Origin of the sequence: Burkholderia sp. Bp9015 (assembly GCF_003853505.1) — a bacterium.
Lineage (GTDB): Bacteria > Pseudomonadota > Gammaproteobacteria > Burkholderiales > Burkholderiaceae > Burkholderia.
The window spans coordinates 361798-374995 of the sequence record NZ_QTPZ01000001.1 but is presented as its reverse complement, the minus strand read 5'-3'; the positions used below and the strand labels follow the sequence as shown (position 1 = coordinate 374995).

Annotated in this window: 13 protein-coding genes; 8 read left to right on the top strand and 5 right to left on the bottom strand. The window is 67.6% G+C overall.

From position 1 onward, the window contains the following. Positions 1-45: 45 nt before the first annotated feature. Genes hpaD through hpaI form a run of 4 tightly spaced genes read left to right on the top strand, consistent with a single transcriptional unit; the run spans position 46 to position 2959 of the window. Positions 46-894, top strand: coding sequence for a 3,4-dihydroxyphenylacetate 2,3-dioxygenase (gene hpaD / locus DIE12_RS01650; RefSeq protein ID WP_124519579.1), 849 nt, complete (start codon positions 46-48; stop codon positions 892-894). A gap of 29 nt (positions 895-923) precedes the next feature. Next, positions 924-1316: a 5-carboxymethyl-2-hydroxymuconate Delta-isomerase gene (locus tag DIE12_RS01645; protein WP_124519577.1), complete on the top strand. Its 393-nt coding sequence runs from the start codon at positions 924-926 to the stop codon at positions 1314-1316. Between the two features lie 20 nt (positions 1317-1336). Beyond that, positions 1337-2140 carry a 2-oxo-hept-4-ene-1,7-dioate hydratase gene (hpaH, locus tag DIE12_RS01640; RefSeq protein ID WP_124484945.1) on the top strand — a complete coding sequence of 268 codons (804 nt, stop codon included), beginning with the start codon at positions 1337-1339 and terminating at the stop codon, positions 2138-2140. A gap of 12 nt (positions 2141-2152) precedes the next feature. After that, entirely contained in the window at positions 2153-2959 is an 807-nt protein-coding gene (gene hpaI, locus DIE12_RS01635) for a 4-hydroxy-2-oxoheptanedioate aldolase (RefSeq protein WP_124519575.1), read from the top strand. Positions 2960-3114: 155 nt separating this feature from the next. Here the strand turns inward: hpaI and DIE12_RS01630 are convergent, their stop codons facing one another. Further along, entirely contained in the window at positions 3115-3894 is a 780-nt protein-coding gene (locus DIE12_RS01630) for a helix-turn-helix domain-containing protein (RefSeq protein ID WP_044842973.1), read from the bottom strand. A 95-nt stretch (positions 3895-3989) separates the two neighbouring features. On the opposite strand from DIE12_RS01630, the gene DIE12_RS01625 reads away from it, so the two are divergent. Together DIE12_RS01625 and DIE12_RS01620 are read left to right on the top strand one after the other, a co-directional pair. Beyond that, positions 3990-4241, top strand: a complete 252-nt coding sequence (locus DIE12_RS01625; protein WP_124519573.1) for a hypothetical protein — start codon at positions 3990-3992, stop codon at positions 4239-4241. 46 nt (positions 4242-4287) lie between these two features. Continuing rightward, positions 4288-5250, top strand: coding sequence for a zinc-binding alcohol dehydrogenase family protein (locus DIE12_RS01620; RefSeq protein WP_124519571.1), 963 nt, complete (start codon positions 4288-4290; stop codon positions 5248-5250). Positions 5251-5425: 175 nt separating this feature from the next. Here DIE12_RS01620 and DIE12_RS01615 read toward each other — a convergent pair whose 3' ends face one another. The 4 genes from DIE12_RS01615 to DIE12_RS01600 form a co-directional block, all read right to left on the bottom strand. After that, positions 5426-6517: a porin gene (locus DIE12_RS01615; protein ID WP_124519569.1), complete on the bottom strand. Its 1092-nt coding sequence runs from the start codon at positions 6515-6517 to the stop codon at positions 5426-5428. Positions 6518-6670: 153 nt separating this feature from the next. Continuing rightward, positions 6671-7738 carry an ABC transporter ATP-binding protein gene (locus DIE12_RS01610; RefSeq protein ID WP_059450179.1) on the bottom strand — a complete coding sequence of 356 codons (1068 nt, stop codon included), beginning with the start codon at positions 7736-7738 and terminating at the stop codon, positions 6671-6673. Further along, on the bottom strand, positions 7731-9503 hold the full coding sequence (locus tag DIE12_RS01605) for an iron ABC transporter permease (RefSeq protein ID WP_124519567.1): 1773 nt from the start codon (positions 9501-9503) through the stop codon (positions 7731-7733). Before DIE12_RS01605 ends, DIE12_RS01610 begins: the two co-directional genes overlap by 8 nt. A 115-nt stretch (positions 9504-9618) precedes the next feature. Next, positions 9619-10719, bottom strand: coding sequence for an ABC transporter substrate-binding protein (locus tag DIE12_RS01600; RefSeq protein ID WP_044842979.1), 1101 nt, complete (start codon positions 10717-10719; stop codon positions 9619-9621). A gap of 125 nt (positions 10720-10844) precedes the next feature. Here DIE12_RS01600 and DIE12_RS01595 point away from each other — a divergent pair, with 125 nt between their 5' ends. Together DIE12_RS01595 and DIE12_RS01590 are read left to right on the top strand one after the other, a co-directional pair. After that, positions 10845-11519 (top strand): response regulator, encoded by a 675-nt coding sequence (locus DIE12_RS01595; RefSeq protein WP_124519565.1) that lies wholly within the window; start codon positions 10845-10847, stop codon positions 11517-11519. A 196-nt stretch (positions 11520-11715) separates the two neighbouring features. After that, on the top strand, positions 11716-13116 hold the full coding sequence (locus tag DIE12_RS01590; protein ID WP_124519563.1) for a sensor histidine kinase: 1401 nt from the start codon (positions 11716-11718) through the stop codon (positions 13114-13116). Positions 13117-13198: the final 82 nt, after the last annotated feature.

Sequence of the window (13198 nt, the reverse complement as noted above, 5' to 3'; positions counted from 1 at the left end):
GTCGTGGCGCCGCCAGCAAGAACGAACGATACGGAGACTTGAACGATGGGCAAACTGTCCCTCGCCGCGAAGATCACGCACGTGCCGTCGATGTACCTGTCGGAGTTGCCCGGCAGGCATCACGGCTGCCGCGAAGCGGCGATCCGCGGCCACCAGCTGATCGGCGAGCGCTGCCGCGCGCTCGGCGTCGATACGATCGTCGTGTCGGACGTGCACTGGCTCGTCAACGCCGGCTATCACGTGAACTGCAATGCGCGGTTCGCGGGTACGTATACCAGCAACGAGCTGCCGCACTTCATCCGCGACATGCAGTACGCGTATCCGGGCAACCCGGCACTCGGCCGCCTGATCGCGGAGACGGCCAGCGCACGCGGCATCGCGACGCGCGCACACGAGATCGACAGCCTCGAACTCGAATACGGCACGCTCGTGCCGATGCGCTACATGAACGCCGACCAGCACTTCAAGGTCGTGTCGATCGCGGGCTGGTGCATGTGGCATACGCTCGACGAAAGCCGGCGCTTCGGCGAGGCGCTGCTCGAGGCGATCGAGAAGAGCGATTCGAACGTCGCGTTCCTCGCGAGCGGCTCGCTGTCGCATCGCTTCAACGACAACGGCAGTCCGGAGGAATCGATTCACGAGATCAGCCGCGAGTTCTTCCGGCAGGTCGACCTGCGCGTGGTCGAGCTGTGGAAGCAGGGCGATTTCAAGACCTTCTGCGCGATGCTGCCCGAGTACAACACGCATTGTCACGGCGAAGGCGGCATGCACGACACGGCGATGCTGCTCGGCCTGCTCGGCTGGGATCGTTACGACAAGCCCGTCGAGATCGTCACCGACTATTTCGCGAGCTCGGGCACCGGGCAGATCAACGCGATCTTCCCGCTCGCCTGAGCGCCACATCACTTATCCGGAGCGTTGCCATGCCACACATCGTCGTCGAATACACCGCGAACATCCGCGACGACGCGCGCATTCCCGCGCTGCTGCGCATGATCAACGCGACGCTGATCGCGCAGGGCGGCGTGTTTCCGACCGGCGGCATCCGCTCGCGCGCGATCGAGCTGCAGGATTACTGCGTCGCCGACGGCACGGAGGACGACGCGTTCGTCCACGTGACGCTGAAGATCGGCTCGGGCCGCAGCGACGAGACCAAGCAGGCCGCGTGCGACGCGCTGTTCGATGCGATCAAGGCGCATTTCTCGGAGCTGTATGCGAAGCGCTATCTCGCGCTGTCGATGGAGCTGACCGAGTTCAGCGAAAGTGGCTCGTACAAGCACAACAACATTCACGCCCGCTACAAGCGGGCCGGCTGAACCCCATTCCCGATCCGACCATGCTCGAACCCGCCATCATCGACCAGCTCGCGCAGCGTCTGCACGACGCCGAGCGCGAACGCAAGCAGATCCGCCAGATCTCGCTCGACCATCCCGACATCACGATCGACGACGCGTATGCGATCCAGCGCGCGTGGGTCGCCCTCAAGCTCGCGGAAGGCCGCACGCTCAAGGGGCACAAGATCGGCCTCACGTCGAAGGCGATGCAGAACACGTCGCAGATCGACGAGCCCGATTACGGCGCGCTGCTCGACGACATGTTCTTCGACGACGGCGGCACGATCCCGGCCGGGCGCTTCATCGTGCCGCGCGTCGAGGTCGAACTCGCGTTCGTGCTCGGCAAGCGGCTCACCGGCCCGAACTGCACGATCTTCGACGTGTACGACGCGGTCGATTACGTGGTGCCCGCGCTCGAGATCATCGACGCGCGCAGCCAGTCGATCGACCCCGATACGAAGCGGCCGCGCAAGGTGTTCGACACGATCGCCGACAACGCGGCGAACGCGGGCGTCGTGATCGGCGGGCGGCCGGTGCGGCCGCAGGACGTCGACCTGCGCTGGGTCGCGGCGATCATGTCGCGCAACGGCGTGGTCGAGGAAACGGGCGTCGCGGCCGGCGTGCTGAACCATCCGGCCAATGGCGTCGCTTGGCTGGCGAATCGGCTGTCGCGCTTCGACGTCGCGCTGGAGCCGGGGCAGGTCGTGCTCGGCGGCTCGTTCACGCGGCCGTGCGCGGCGCGCTCGGGCGACACGTTCAGCGTCGACTACGGCCCGCTCGGGACGATCCAGTGCTATTTCGCGTGAGGTGAGCGAGCGATGCAGATTCCGTCGAATGTCTTCAAGGCCGCGCTCGAGCGTGGCGACGCGCAGGTCGGGTTGTGGCTCGGCCTCGCGAATCCGTACAGCGCCGAAGTCGTCGCGGGCGCCGGTTTCGACTGGCTGCTGATCGACGGCGAACATGCGCCGAACACGGTGCCGACGATCCTCGCGCAGTTGCAGGCGATCGCGCCGTATCCGTCGCATCCGGTCGTGCGCGTGCCGTGGAACGATCCGGTGATCGTCAAGCAGGTGCTCGATCTCGGCGCGCAGACGCTGCTCGTGCCGATGGTGCAGAGCGCCGACGAAGCGCGCGCGGCGGTGGCCGCGACGCGTTATCCGCCGCACGGGATTCGCGGCGTCGGCAGTGCGCTCGCGCGCGCGTCTCGGTGGAACCGCGTCGGCGACTATCTGCATCGCGCGAACGACGAAATGGCCGTGCTCGTGCAGGTCGAGACGCGTGCCGGGCTCGACGCGATCGATGCGATTGCGCGGGTGGAGGGCGTCGATGGCGTGTTCATCGGGCCGGCCGATCTGGCGGCCGATCTCGGGCACCTCGGCAATCCGGGGCATCCGGACGTGCAGGCGGCGATCGACGGCGCGATCCGGGCGATCAAGGCGGCAGGCAAGGCGCCGGGCATTCTCAGCGCGGATGAGGCGGCGGCGCGGCGGTATCTGGAAGCGGGGGCGTTGTTCGTTGCGGTGGGGGTCGATACGACGCTGCTGGCGCGGAGTGCGGAGCGGTTGGCGGCGCTGTTCAAGGGGAGCGATGGGGAGGTGGTGAAGAAGGGGGATGGGACGTATTGAGCGAAGCGGACGGGATAAGGAATCTGCTGCGCAACCGGGCAGCCCCGGCCGCTGCGCAACTCGACCGGACAGCTGCCCGGTTGGATCGGGCGATGATTTGAATCGCACGGAATACGAGAAATCGGTTTGCGTCATCGCCGCGCATCGCGCCGACCTTATCGTCCCGCTTCCATATACCTTCCCGGCGTCGTCCCCGTCGCCCGCCGGAACATGTCGATGAACGCGCTCACGTTGTCGTATCCGAGATCGAGCGCGATCGTCGTGACCGGCACGCCGTCGGCGATTTTCTCCAGCGCCCGCAGCAGCCGTGCCTGCTGACGCCACTGCGCGAACGTCAGCCCTGTCTCGGCGACGAAGCGGCGGCTCATCGTCCGGGCACCGATGCCGGCCCATGCTGCCCATTCCTCCAGTCGCCGGTTGTTCGCGAGGTTCGTGGCGAGCGCATCGGTGATCTTCATGAGCCGCGGGTCCTGCGGCCGTACCAGCCCCAGTGCCTCTACCTGTGACGACGCGATCTCGTCGAGGATCACGTCGGCAATGCGCGCCTGCGCGGCATCGAGTTCCGCATCGCCCCAGCTTGCCGCGCGCTGCACTGCTTCGCGCAGCAGCGGCGTGGTGCGGATCGCGCGCGGCGCGTCAGGCAACCCCGCGCAGCGCGCTTCGGCGACGAACGCCGACCAGCCGGAAATCGGCCCGAACGAGCGCAGCGAATGCCGGCAATGCGGCGGAATCCAGATCGCATGAATCGCCGGTACGACCCAGTCCTGGTCGTCGAGGCCGATCGACACCACGCCGCTCAGTGCGCCGACGAGCTGGCCGCGCGCGTGCGCATGCGGCGGCGTGATGCGCGGGTCGCGCTGCGACAGCACGGCGGCGACGACGAACGGGCCGTCGTCGGACGTGACGAATCGGGCGGGCAGGAGTGGATCGGTCATGGCCGGATTTCAGTATCGAATGACTGTTATACCGGAGATCGGCCGGCTGCGCACGCCTAAACTGCGTCCATCGATGACAACCGGAGTACGACGCGATGCGAGCCGAACAGATGCTTCCCGACCATGCCGACCGGATCAAGGCCGGCGGAACGACGATCCGCAAGGGCACCGTCGGCGCGTTCCTGGTCAATGCGCGCGTGCTGACCGATCCGGATGCGGCGCCCGCCGAGCGCGCCCGTGCCGAAGCCGACGCGCTCGACGCATTGCCCGCGCTGCGTGCGCTCGGCCTGTTCGACGTGCTGGAAGTGCGCGATCCAGCACTGCGCGCGTGGCTCGACGCACGCTGATACACGACGGAACCGTCGATCGAGATCCATCAATCAAGGAGTCGGCATGAAAGCAGCAGTCGTGACGGGCGCCGGCGAGCGCCCCGTTCATATGGAGTTCGAAGCGCCGCATGCGATACCCGGCCACCGTCTGATCGACGTGACGGCGTCCGCGTTGAGCCGTCTTGCGCAGGCGCGCGCGGCGGGCACGCACTATTCGTCCGGCGGCGGCTATCCGTTCGTCGTCGGCGTCGACGGCGTGGGGCGCGGCGACGACGGCCGGCGCGTCTATTTCTTCGGCGCGCCCGCGCCGTTCGGTGCGATGGCCGAATGCACGATCGTGCCCGACGCGCAGTGCGTGCCGCTGCCGGACGACCTCGACGACGTGGCGGCCGCCGCGATCGCGATTCCCGGCATGTCGTCCTGGGCCGCGCTGACCGAGCGTGCGCGGCTGGTCGCGGGCGAAACGGTGCTTGTCAACGGCGCGACGGGCGCCTCGGGCGGGCTCGCGGTGCGGATCGCGAAGCATCTGGGCGCCGCGAAGGTGATCGCGACGGGCCGCAACGTGGCCGCGCTGGACGCGTTGCTGAACGCCGGCGCGGACGCCGTCGTGTCGCTGCAGCAGGACGACGCGCATCTGGCCCGCGCGCTCGAACCGCATTTCCGCGCGGGTGTGGACGTCGTGCTCGACTATCTTTGGGGGGCGAGCGCGCTCGCACTGCTGATTTCCGCCGCGAAGGCGACGCCCGACGGCCGTCGGTTGCGCTTCGTGCAGATCGGCTCGATCGGCGGCGCGGACGTGCTGCTGCCGGGCGCCGTATTGCGTGCCACCGCGATCGAATTGCTGGGCAGCGGTATTGGCAGCGTGTCGCTGCCGGGGTTGCTGGCTTCGGTGCGCGGCGTATTCGACGCGGCGGGCCCGGCGGGGCTGACGCTCGAAACGCGTACGGTGCCGCTGTCGGCGGTCGGCGAACACTGGGGCGACGCGAACAGTCGGGTGCGCCCGGTATTCACGATGCGCGGCGATTGACCGTCCGCAGGCCGTGGACGTGACGCGATCGGTGCGCGCACCATCGGCAGCCGGGCGTCCACCGTCGCGTTGAGCCGTTCGACGAATGCGAACGTGCAGTGCGAAGACGGGCGGTGGTGCGTACCGACAACGGGCGGCGCGACATGAAAGTCACCCGCCGCCCGCGTCGTCACACTCAGAACCGCTGCTGAATCCCCGCCGTCACGCCGACCTGCGTGGTGCCATACCCGGCGAAATCGCGCGACACGCCGACCTTCTGGTCGTGCTTCGCGATCGCGAACGCGCCGGCCGCATACAGCACCGTGCGCTTCGACAGCGCATATTGCGCCCGAACCGATACCAGCGTCGGGTCGGCATCCGTGCCGCCCTTGATGTTCTGGTGATAGACGGCCGCGATCAGCGAGAACGTCGGCGTGAACTGGTACGACCCGCCGAGCCAGTACATATCGCTCAGCTGGTTCGCCGCCGCGGTGCGAAACGTGCGCTTGTAGTTGCGATAGCCGGCCATTGTCTTCAGGTTGCCGAAGTCGTAGCTCAGGCCCGCGTGAATCCCCTGGATGTAGTTGACGGTATCGGCCGGCGTGACGCTGTCGGCCGCGCCGTTCTGCCGGTCGAACGTGAGCACCGCCGCGAACGGGCCGGTCTCGTAGCCGAGCGCGAAGTCGTATTTCGAACTGGTCTTCACGCTGCCCGGCACGTTGCCGAAGCCATACAGCGCGCCGAACTTGAAGCCGCTGAATTCACCGTCGTAACGCACCGCATTCGACGAGCGCGTGAACATGCCGTCCTTGCGCCCGCCGGTCGCCATCGACGACGACGCCCACGAATAGTTTTGCGAGTAACCCATCGGGTCGAACGGCATCATGTAGTCGTACGTGACGGTGAAGTTGCGGCCAAGCGTCAGCTCGCCCCATTTGCCTTTCAGGCCCACCGTCGCACGGCGCGCGAAGATCGAGTCGGGGCCGTCGTCGGACGCGCCATTCGCGAGATCGATGCCGCTTTCGAGGCGAAACACGGCCTTCAACCCGCCGCCGAGATCCTCGACGCCGCGCAAGCCCCAGCGCGACGTGTTCTTGTTGCCCGACTTCAGCTTGAACGAATTGCCGCCATCCGGTGCCGCATGGCTCGTGTATTCGATGCCGGCGTCCATGATCCCGTAGATCGTGACCGACGACTGCGCGTGCGCGGCCGGCGCGGCGAGACAGGCTGCCGCGGCCGAACCGGTGAGGACTACTGTTCGAATAGAACGTTCTGCGCGTGACTTCATTTTGACGGTGTCTCCTTGGTTGTTGTGGGTTGGTCGAAACGGAAAACGCGTACTCGGTGCGCCATCGGCGGACGCCATGAGGCGTCCGCCGATTCGAGTCGCAAAAGCATGTTGAATGCACGCGCGGAGGCACATGAGCCGCCGCGAAGCGGGTCAGCCGGCTTTCGCGAACGCCCAGCAGTCGTTGGTCGGGAATTCGATCCAGTGCTTGCCGGCCGCGCGCGGCACGTGGCCGAACGCGCGCAGGCGCATCTCGCCGCAGTGGAACAGGTATTCCCAGCGGTCGCCGAGATACATCGACGTGACGAGGTCGGCCTGCAGCCGGTTCGCGCCCGGGCCGTCGGCGACCTGCACGCGTTCGAGGCGGATCACGGCCTGCGCGTCCTGGCCCGGCGCGAACGTGTCGCGGGCGAGCGCCTGCAGCTCCCAGCCGTCGCCGGCGAGCGTCACGCGTTCGCCGTCGACGGCCGCGACGCGCGCGTCGATGCGGTTGTTGCTGCCCATGAATTCGGCCGTGTACAGCGAGCGCGGCGCGCCGTACAGCTCGGCCGGCGTGCCTTCCTGTTCGATGCGGCCGTTGCGCAGCAGCAGGATGCGGTCGGACATCGCCATCGCTTCGGTCTGGTCGTGCGTCACGCAGAGCGCCGACAGCCCGAGCGACACGATCAGCTCGCGCAGCCACGCACGCGCTTCCTCGCGCAGCTTCGCGTCGAGGTTCGACAGCGGCTCGTCGAGCAGGATCACCGGCGGGTTGTAGACGAGCGCACGCGCGATCGCGACACGCTGCTGCTGGCCGCCCGACAGCTGATGCGGAAAGCGCTCGGCGAGGTGGCCGAGGCCGAGCTGGTCGAGCGCGGTCTGCACGCGGCGCTTCTGTTCGGCCGGCGCCACGCGGCGCAGCTTGAGCCCGTAGCCGACGTTGTCGGCGACGGTGCGGTGCGGCCACAGCGCGTACGACTGGAACACGAGGCCGAGCGAACGCTGTTCGACCGGCAGGTCGACGTGCCGCGCGCCGTCGAAGAACACGCGGTCGTCGAGCTGGATGCGCCCGTCGGACGGCTGTTCGAGGCCGGCCACCGCGCGCAGCAGCGTGGTCTTGCCGCTGCCCGACGCGCCGAGCAGGCACACGACTTCGCCGGCCTTCAGTTCGAACGACACGCCCTTGAGGATCGGGTTGGCGCCATAGCTGAGATGCAGGTCGTCGACGATGAGCTTATCCATGAAGTTTCACTCCGAAGCGCAGGGCCACGCCGAGACCGGCGCCGACCATCGCGATGTTGATGACAGAGAGCGCGGCAACCTGGTCGACGGCGCCGGTCGCCCACAGCGACACGAGCAGCGCGCCGATCACTTCGGTGCCGGGCGACAGCAGATAGACGGCGGTCGAGTATTCGCGCTCGAAGATCATGAAGATCAGCAGCCACGCGGCGAGCAGGCCGAAGCGCACGAGCGGCAGCGTCACGTCGAGCGACACGCGGCTGCGCGTCGCGCCGACGCTGCGGCCGGCTTCCTCGAGTTCCGGGCCGACCTGCAGCAGCGCGCTCTGGATGAGCCGCATCCCGTATGCGAGCCACACGACCGTGTATGCGATCCAGATGCTCCACATCGAGTTCTTCAGCTCGCGCAGGCCCGGCACGAACAGGAAGATCCACAGGAACGCGAGACCGGCGAGCAGGCCCGGCACCGCGCGCGGCAGCAGCACGAGGTAGTCGAGCAGTTTCGTCGCCCAGTCGTTGCGGCGATGGCCGGCGAAGGCGACGAGCGAGTAGAAGCCGATCGCGAGCGCACCGCCGATCACGCCGATGCCGAGCGTGTTGACGATCGCGCGCACGAGGTTGTCCTGCTCGAACAGCTCGATGAAGTTCTGCAGCGTCAGCGCTTGGGCGAGCGCGACGCCTTCGCCCCAGTTGGTCACGAACGCGCGCAGCACGATGCCCGAGATCGGGACGATCACCGTCAGCATCAGCCACAGCGCGACGATCGCGAGCGCGACCCAGCGCCATACGCCGAGCGGCAGCACCGTCGCACGGCCGGCCTTGCCCTTCACCGTGACGAAGCGGTTCGCGGTCTTCAGCAGGCGGCGCTGCAGCAGCACGAGCGGGAACGTGATCGCGACGATGCACACCGCGACCGCGGCCATCAGGTGATACGAGGGCACGCCGAGCTTGTTGGTCAGCTTGTACAGGTAGGTCGCGAGCACGAGGTGGCCTTCCGGATCGCCGAGCACGAGCGGCAGCCCGAACACCTCGAAGCCGAGGAAGAACACGAGCACGCCGGCGAACAGCAGCGCGGGCATCGTCATCGGCAGGCTCACGTCGAGCGCGACGCGGAACGGCCGCGCACCCGTCACGCGCGCCGCTTCCTCGACGTCCGAGCCGAGGTTGCGCAGCGCGGCCGACGAGTACAGGTACACGTGCGGCACGTGCGTGAGGCCGACGATCATCGTGATCGCGAAGATCGAGTACACGTTCCAGGGTACGTTATGCACCCCGAACAGTTCCTTGAACCAAACGGAATAGAAGCCGACCGGGCCGGCCGCGACCACGTAGCCGAACGCGAGCACCATCGGCGACACGAACACGGGCGTGAGCAGCAGCGGCTCGAGCCAGCGGCGGCCGGGCAGGTCGGTGCGCACCATCAGGAACGCGAGGATGCCGCCGAGCGGGATCGAGATGAACAGCATGCCGCCGGCGATGATGAACGAGTTCTTCACGGCCGACCAGAAGTCCGGGTCGGTGAAGATGAAGCGGAAGCCTTCGACGCCGAGCGTCTTGTTCGCGTCGAAGAACGGCGCGGACAGCAGGCTCTGGAACAGGATGAAGCCGAGCGGCAGCGCGACCGCGACGGTGAGCACCGCGACGACGATCCAGCGCAGCATGCCGGCGAGCGGCTGCAGGTTGCTGACCTGCAGCGCGGGAATCGCGCCACCCTGGCCGGTGGTGGGCGGAACGGCCGGCGCCGCTCCGCGTGTGCTGGTTGAAAGCATGAGTTCGCCCCTGCGGCCATCCGGATGGCCGCCTCTAGGAAGTCGGTAAGGGGAAGGGGGCCGCCCGCGCGGCGTGCGGCGGGCGGCCGTCGGTCGGCCGAAGCCGATCAGTGGATCAGCTCTTGATCGCCTGCTGCCATTGCTTCAGGAACGCGAGCCGCTTCGACTGGTCCAGATAGACGAGCAGGCCGGTGCCGATCGGGATCGGCTTCAGCGAATCGCCGAGTTCCTTCGTGAGGCTCGCGGCCGACGTTTCGCCGGTCACGTCCGTGCGAATCGCGTACAGGTTCGCCTGGTTCGCGATCAGCGTCTGGCCGCGCTTCGACAGCAGGTAGTCGACCCACAGCTTCGCGGCGTTCGGGTTCTTCGCCTTCTTCGAGATCGTGGCCAGGCGGCTCACGACTTGTGTGTAGTCCTTCGGGAATACGTAGCCGATCGACTTGTCCTTCTTCGCCTTCGCGTACGCATACGAGCCGATGATGTTGTAGCCGATCAGGTTCTCGCCCGACGAGATGCGCTCCATCATCGCGCCGGTGCTCGACTGCAGCTTCGGACCGGTCGCGCCGATCGCCTTCACGAGCTCCCACGTGACCTTCTCGTTCAGGTGCGCGTCCTGCGTCAGCGCGTTGAAGCCGACGCCGGATTTCTCGACGTCGTACGTCGTCAGCTTGCCTTTGAACTTGTCGGGTTGCGACGTGAGCAGCTTGATCAGGTCGGTGCGCGTTTTCGGCACCTCGTTCTCGGGAATCAGCCGCTTGTTGTAGACGATCGCGAGCGGCTCGAACGTCGTGCCGTACGCCTGCTTCTGGTATTGCGCCCATTGCGGCACGTTCGCGCTTTCCGGCGAATCGTACGACGTCATCAGGCCGTCGTTGACGAGCTTGACCTGCAGGTCCATCGCCGAGCTCCACAGCACGTCGGCGCTGGTGCTGCTCGCGGCGTTCTCGCTGATGTAGCGGTTGTACAGCTCGGTGCTGTTCATGTCGTTGTACTCGACCTTCACGCCATACAGGCTTTCGAAGTCCTTGATCAGCGGGCGCACGAGGCCCGTGTCGGTCGTCGAGTAGACGATCAGCTTGCCTTCCTTCTTCGCGGCGTCGACGACACCTTGGTAGTTACCCGGATACCCGGCCGGAACCTGCGCGGTGGCGGCGCCGGCGGCGGTGCCCAGGACGATCGCCAGCGCGGCGGCGAGCTGCTTCGGTGCAAACGGCATGTCTTCCTCCAGTTATGCGTGTGTGTTGTTCGAGTGACGCGGATGTTAATTGCGAGGCACTTTCAGCCTGCTTTCATTTCGGTTCACAATAGTGTCCTTTGTGTCATGGATTTCCCGAGGTCCCCATGCGTGTGCTGCTCGTCGAAGACAACCCGAACCTTGCGCAGTCGTTGAACGACGCGCTGAGTGCCGCGCGCTTCGCGGTCGATCACATGGCGGACGGGGAGGCGGCGGATCACGTGCTGCGCACGCAGGACTACGCGCTGGTGATACTCGATCTCGGGCTGCCGAAGCTCGACGGGCTCGAGGTGCTGCGGCGGCTGCGCGCGCGCCGCAATCCGGTGCCGGTGCTGATCCTCACCGCGCACGGCTCGGTCGAGGACCGCGTGAAGGGGCTCGATCTCGGCGCCGACGATTACCTCGCGAAGCCGTTCGAGCTGACCGAGCTGGAGGCGCGCGCCCGCGCGCTGATCCGGCGCAGCCTCGGCCACGAGCATTCGCGGGTCGAGTGCGGGCCGCTTTCGTATGACAGTATCGACCGCAGCTTCCACCTCGCCGGCGAACCGCTGCCGCTCACGCCGCGCGAGCGCTCGGTGCTGGAGGTGCTGGTCCTGCGCAACGGCCGCGCGATCAACAAGGAGACGCTGTCGGAGAAGATCTTCGGGCTCGACGAGTCGGTCAACGCGGATGCGATCGAGATCTACGTGTACCGGCTGCGCAAGAAACTGGAGAACACCGGTGTCGCGATCGTCACGCTGCGCGGCCTCGGATACTTGCTCGAAGCGAAGGCGGCCGGATGAATCACCGCCGGGCTTGCCTTCTTTGCATGGGGCCGCGGTACGCGCCAAAGCGCTGCGCGGGATCGGCACGTTCGCTGCTTGCCGCGGGCGCGCCAGCCATCCGCGGCCGGCCTGGCAAAGCCGGCCGGCTGCACGGGCGCGGAGCGAGGCCGCACGCGTTTTCCGCCACGCTGGTCGGTGCAGCCCGGCGGGCAGCATGGTGACACGCCCGAACCTGCGCGCGCAGGTCGCGCTGTGGCTGCTGCTGCCGCTGCTCGGGCTGCTCGCGCTCGACTCGTGGCTCACGTACCAGCGCGCGATGAGCGCCGCGCACGTCGCGTTCGACCGCACGCTGTCGTCGTCGCTGAAGTCGATCCGCGAAGGCGTGCGGTTCAACGAGGGCGAGATCGAGGTCGACCTGCCGTATCTCGCGCTCGAAATGTTCGAGTCGGGCGACGGCGGCAAGATCTATTACCTGATCCGCGAGGACAACGGCCGCACGATCACCGGCTATCCGGACCTGCCGCTGCCGCAGGGCGACGGCACGCTGTTCGTCACGCGCTACTACAACGTCGTCTATCGCGGCGAGCAGTTGCGCATGGCCGCGCTGCGCGTGCCGGTGCACGACGTGCCGACCGCGCAGACGCGCATCGTGTGGGTGATGGTCGGCGAGACGATCGAGGCGCGCCAGGCGCTCGCGCGCGAGATCCTGATGGGCTCGCTGCTGCAGGAGGGGCTGCTCGTCGTGCTCGCGCTCGGGATCGTGTGGCTCGGCGTCGGGCGCGGGCTGCGGCCGCTGAACCGGCTGTCGGCGACGGTCGCCGCGCGCAGCGACGGCGATCCGACGCCGCTCGATACCGGCGGCATGCCGAGCGAACTCGCGCCGCTCGTCGAGTCGATCAACCAGTACATCGGCCGCACGCAGCGGATGCAGGTCGCGCGGCGGCGTTTCTTCGCGGACGCGGCCCATCAGCTGAAGACCCCGCTCGCGGCGGTGCAGGCCGGCGTCGAGCTGGCGTTGCGGCCGGACGAGCAGCCGCGCGTGAACGTGCATCTGCGGCGCGTGAACGGCGCGGTGCGGCAGGCCGTGAAGATCGTCCAGCAGCTGCTGTCGCTGTCGCGGCTCGATTCGGACAGCGGCCAGGCGGTCGCGCACCAGCCGGTCGCGCTTCACCGGCTCGCGCGCAGCGTGACGCTCGACTGGTCGCCGGTCGCGCGCGCGCGCGACATCGATCTCGGCTTCGAGCACGAGGCGGATGTCGACGTGCTCGGCCAACCGGACCTGCTCGGCGAATTGATCGGCAACCTGATCGACAACGCGATTCGTTATTCGGGCGACCGCGCGGTGATCACGGTGCGCGTGTCGCGCGATGGCGACCATGCGCGGCTCGACGTGATCGACAACGGGCCGGGCATTCCGGCCGGCGAACGCGACGCGGTGTTCGAGCGTTTCCATCGCGGCAGCAAGACGCAGACGGTCGAAGGCACGGGGCTCGGGCTGTCGATCGTGCGCGAGATCGCGCGCGTGCATCAGGGCAGCGTGACGCTGGCCGATGCGGCGGGAGGCGGGTTGATCGTGACGGTGATGTTGCCGACGGTGCCGGCGGCGGCGCAGTAGAAGGGCTGGTTCGCTTGGTCGCGGAGAATCGCGGCGAATGTGAGCGAATGGCGGCGAGCGGCATCTCCGAGGGAGGGAGGTG

Coding starts and splice junctions, on each gene's coding strand:
- DIE12_RS01590 (WP_124519563.1), top strand. CDS start 11,716: ATGGTGACACGCCCGAACCTGCGCGCGCAGGTCGCGCTGTGGCTGCTG.
- hpaH (WP_124484945.1), top strand. CDS start 1,337: ATGCTCGAACCCGCCATCATCGACCAGCTCGCGCAGCGTCTGCACGAC.
- hpaD (WP_124519579.1), top strand. CDS start 46: ATGGGCAAACTGTCCCTCGCCGCGAAGATCACGCACGTGCCGTCGATG.
- DIE12_RS01625 (WP_124519573.1), top strand. CDS start 3,990: ATGCGAGCCGAACAGATGCTTCCCGACCATGCCGACCGGATCAAGGCC.
- DIE12_RS01595 (WP_124519565.1), top strand. CDS start 10,845: ATGCGTGTGCTGCTCGTCGAAGACAACCCGAACCTTGCGCAGTCGTTG.
- DIE12_RS01600 (WP_044842979.1), bottom strand. CDS start 10,719: ATGCCGTTTGCACCGAAGCAGCTCGCCGCCGCGCTGGCGATCGTCCTG.
- DIE12_RS01630 (WP_044842973.1), bottom strand. CDS start 3,894: ATGACCGATCCACTCCTGCCCGCCCGATTCGTCACGTCCGACGACGGC.
- hpaI (WP_124519575.1), top strand. CDS start 2,153: ATGCAGATTCCGTCGAATGTCTTCAAGGCCGCGCTCGAGCGTGGCGAC.
- DIE12_RS01620 (WP_124519571.1), top strand. CDS start 4,288: ATGAAAGCAGCAGTCGTGACGGGCGCCGGCGAGCGCCCCGTTCATATG.
- DIE12_RS01610 (WP_059450179.1), bottom strand. CDS start 7,738: ATGGATAAGCTCATCGTCGACGACCTGCATCTCAGCTATGGCGCCAAC.
- DIE12_RS01615 (WP_124519569.1), bottom strand. CDS start 6,517: ATGAAGTCACGCGCAGAACGTTCTATTCGAACAGTAGTCCTCACCGGT.
- DIE12_RS01645 (WP_124519577.1), top strand. CDS start 924: ATGCCACACATCGTCGTCGAATACACCGCGAACATCCGCGACGACGCG.
- DIE12_RS01605 (WP_124519567.1), bottom strand. CDS start 9,503: ATGCTTTCAACCAGCACACGCGGAGCGGCGCCGGCCGTTCCGCCCACC.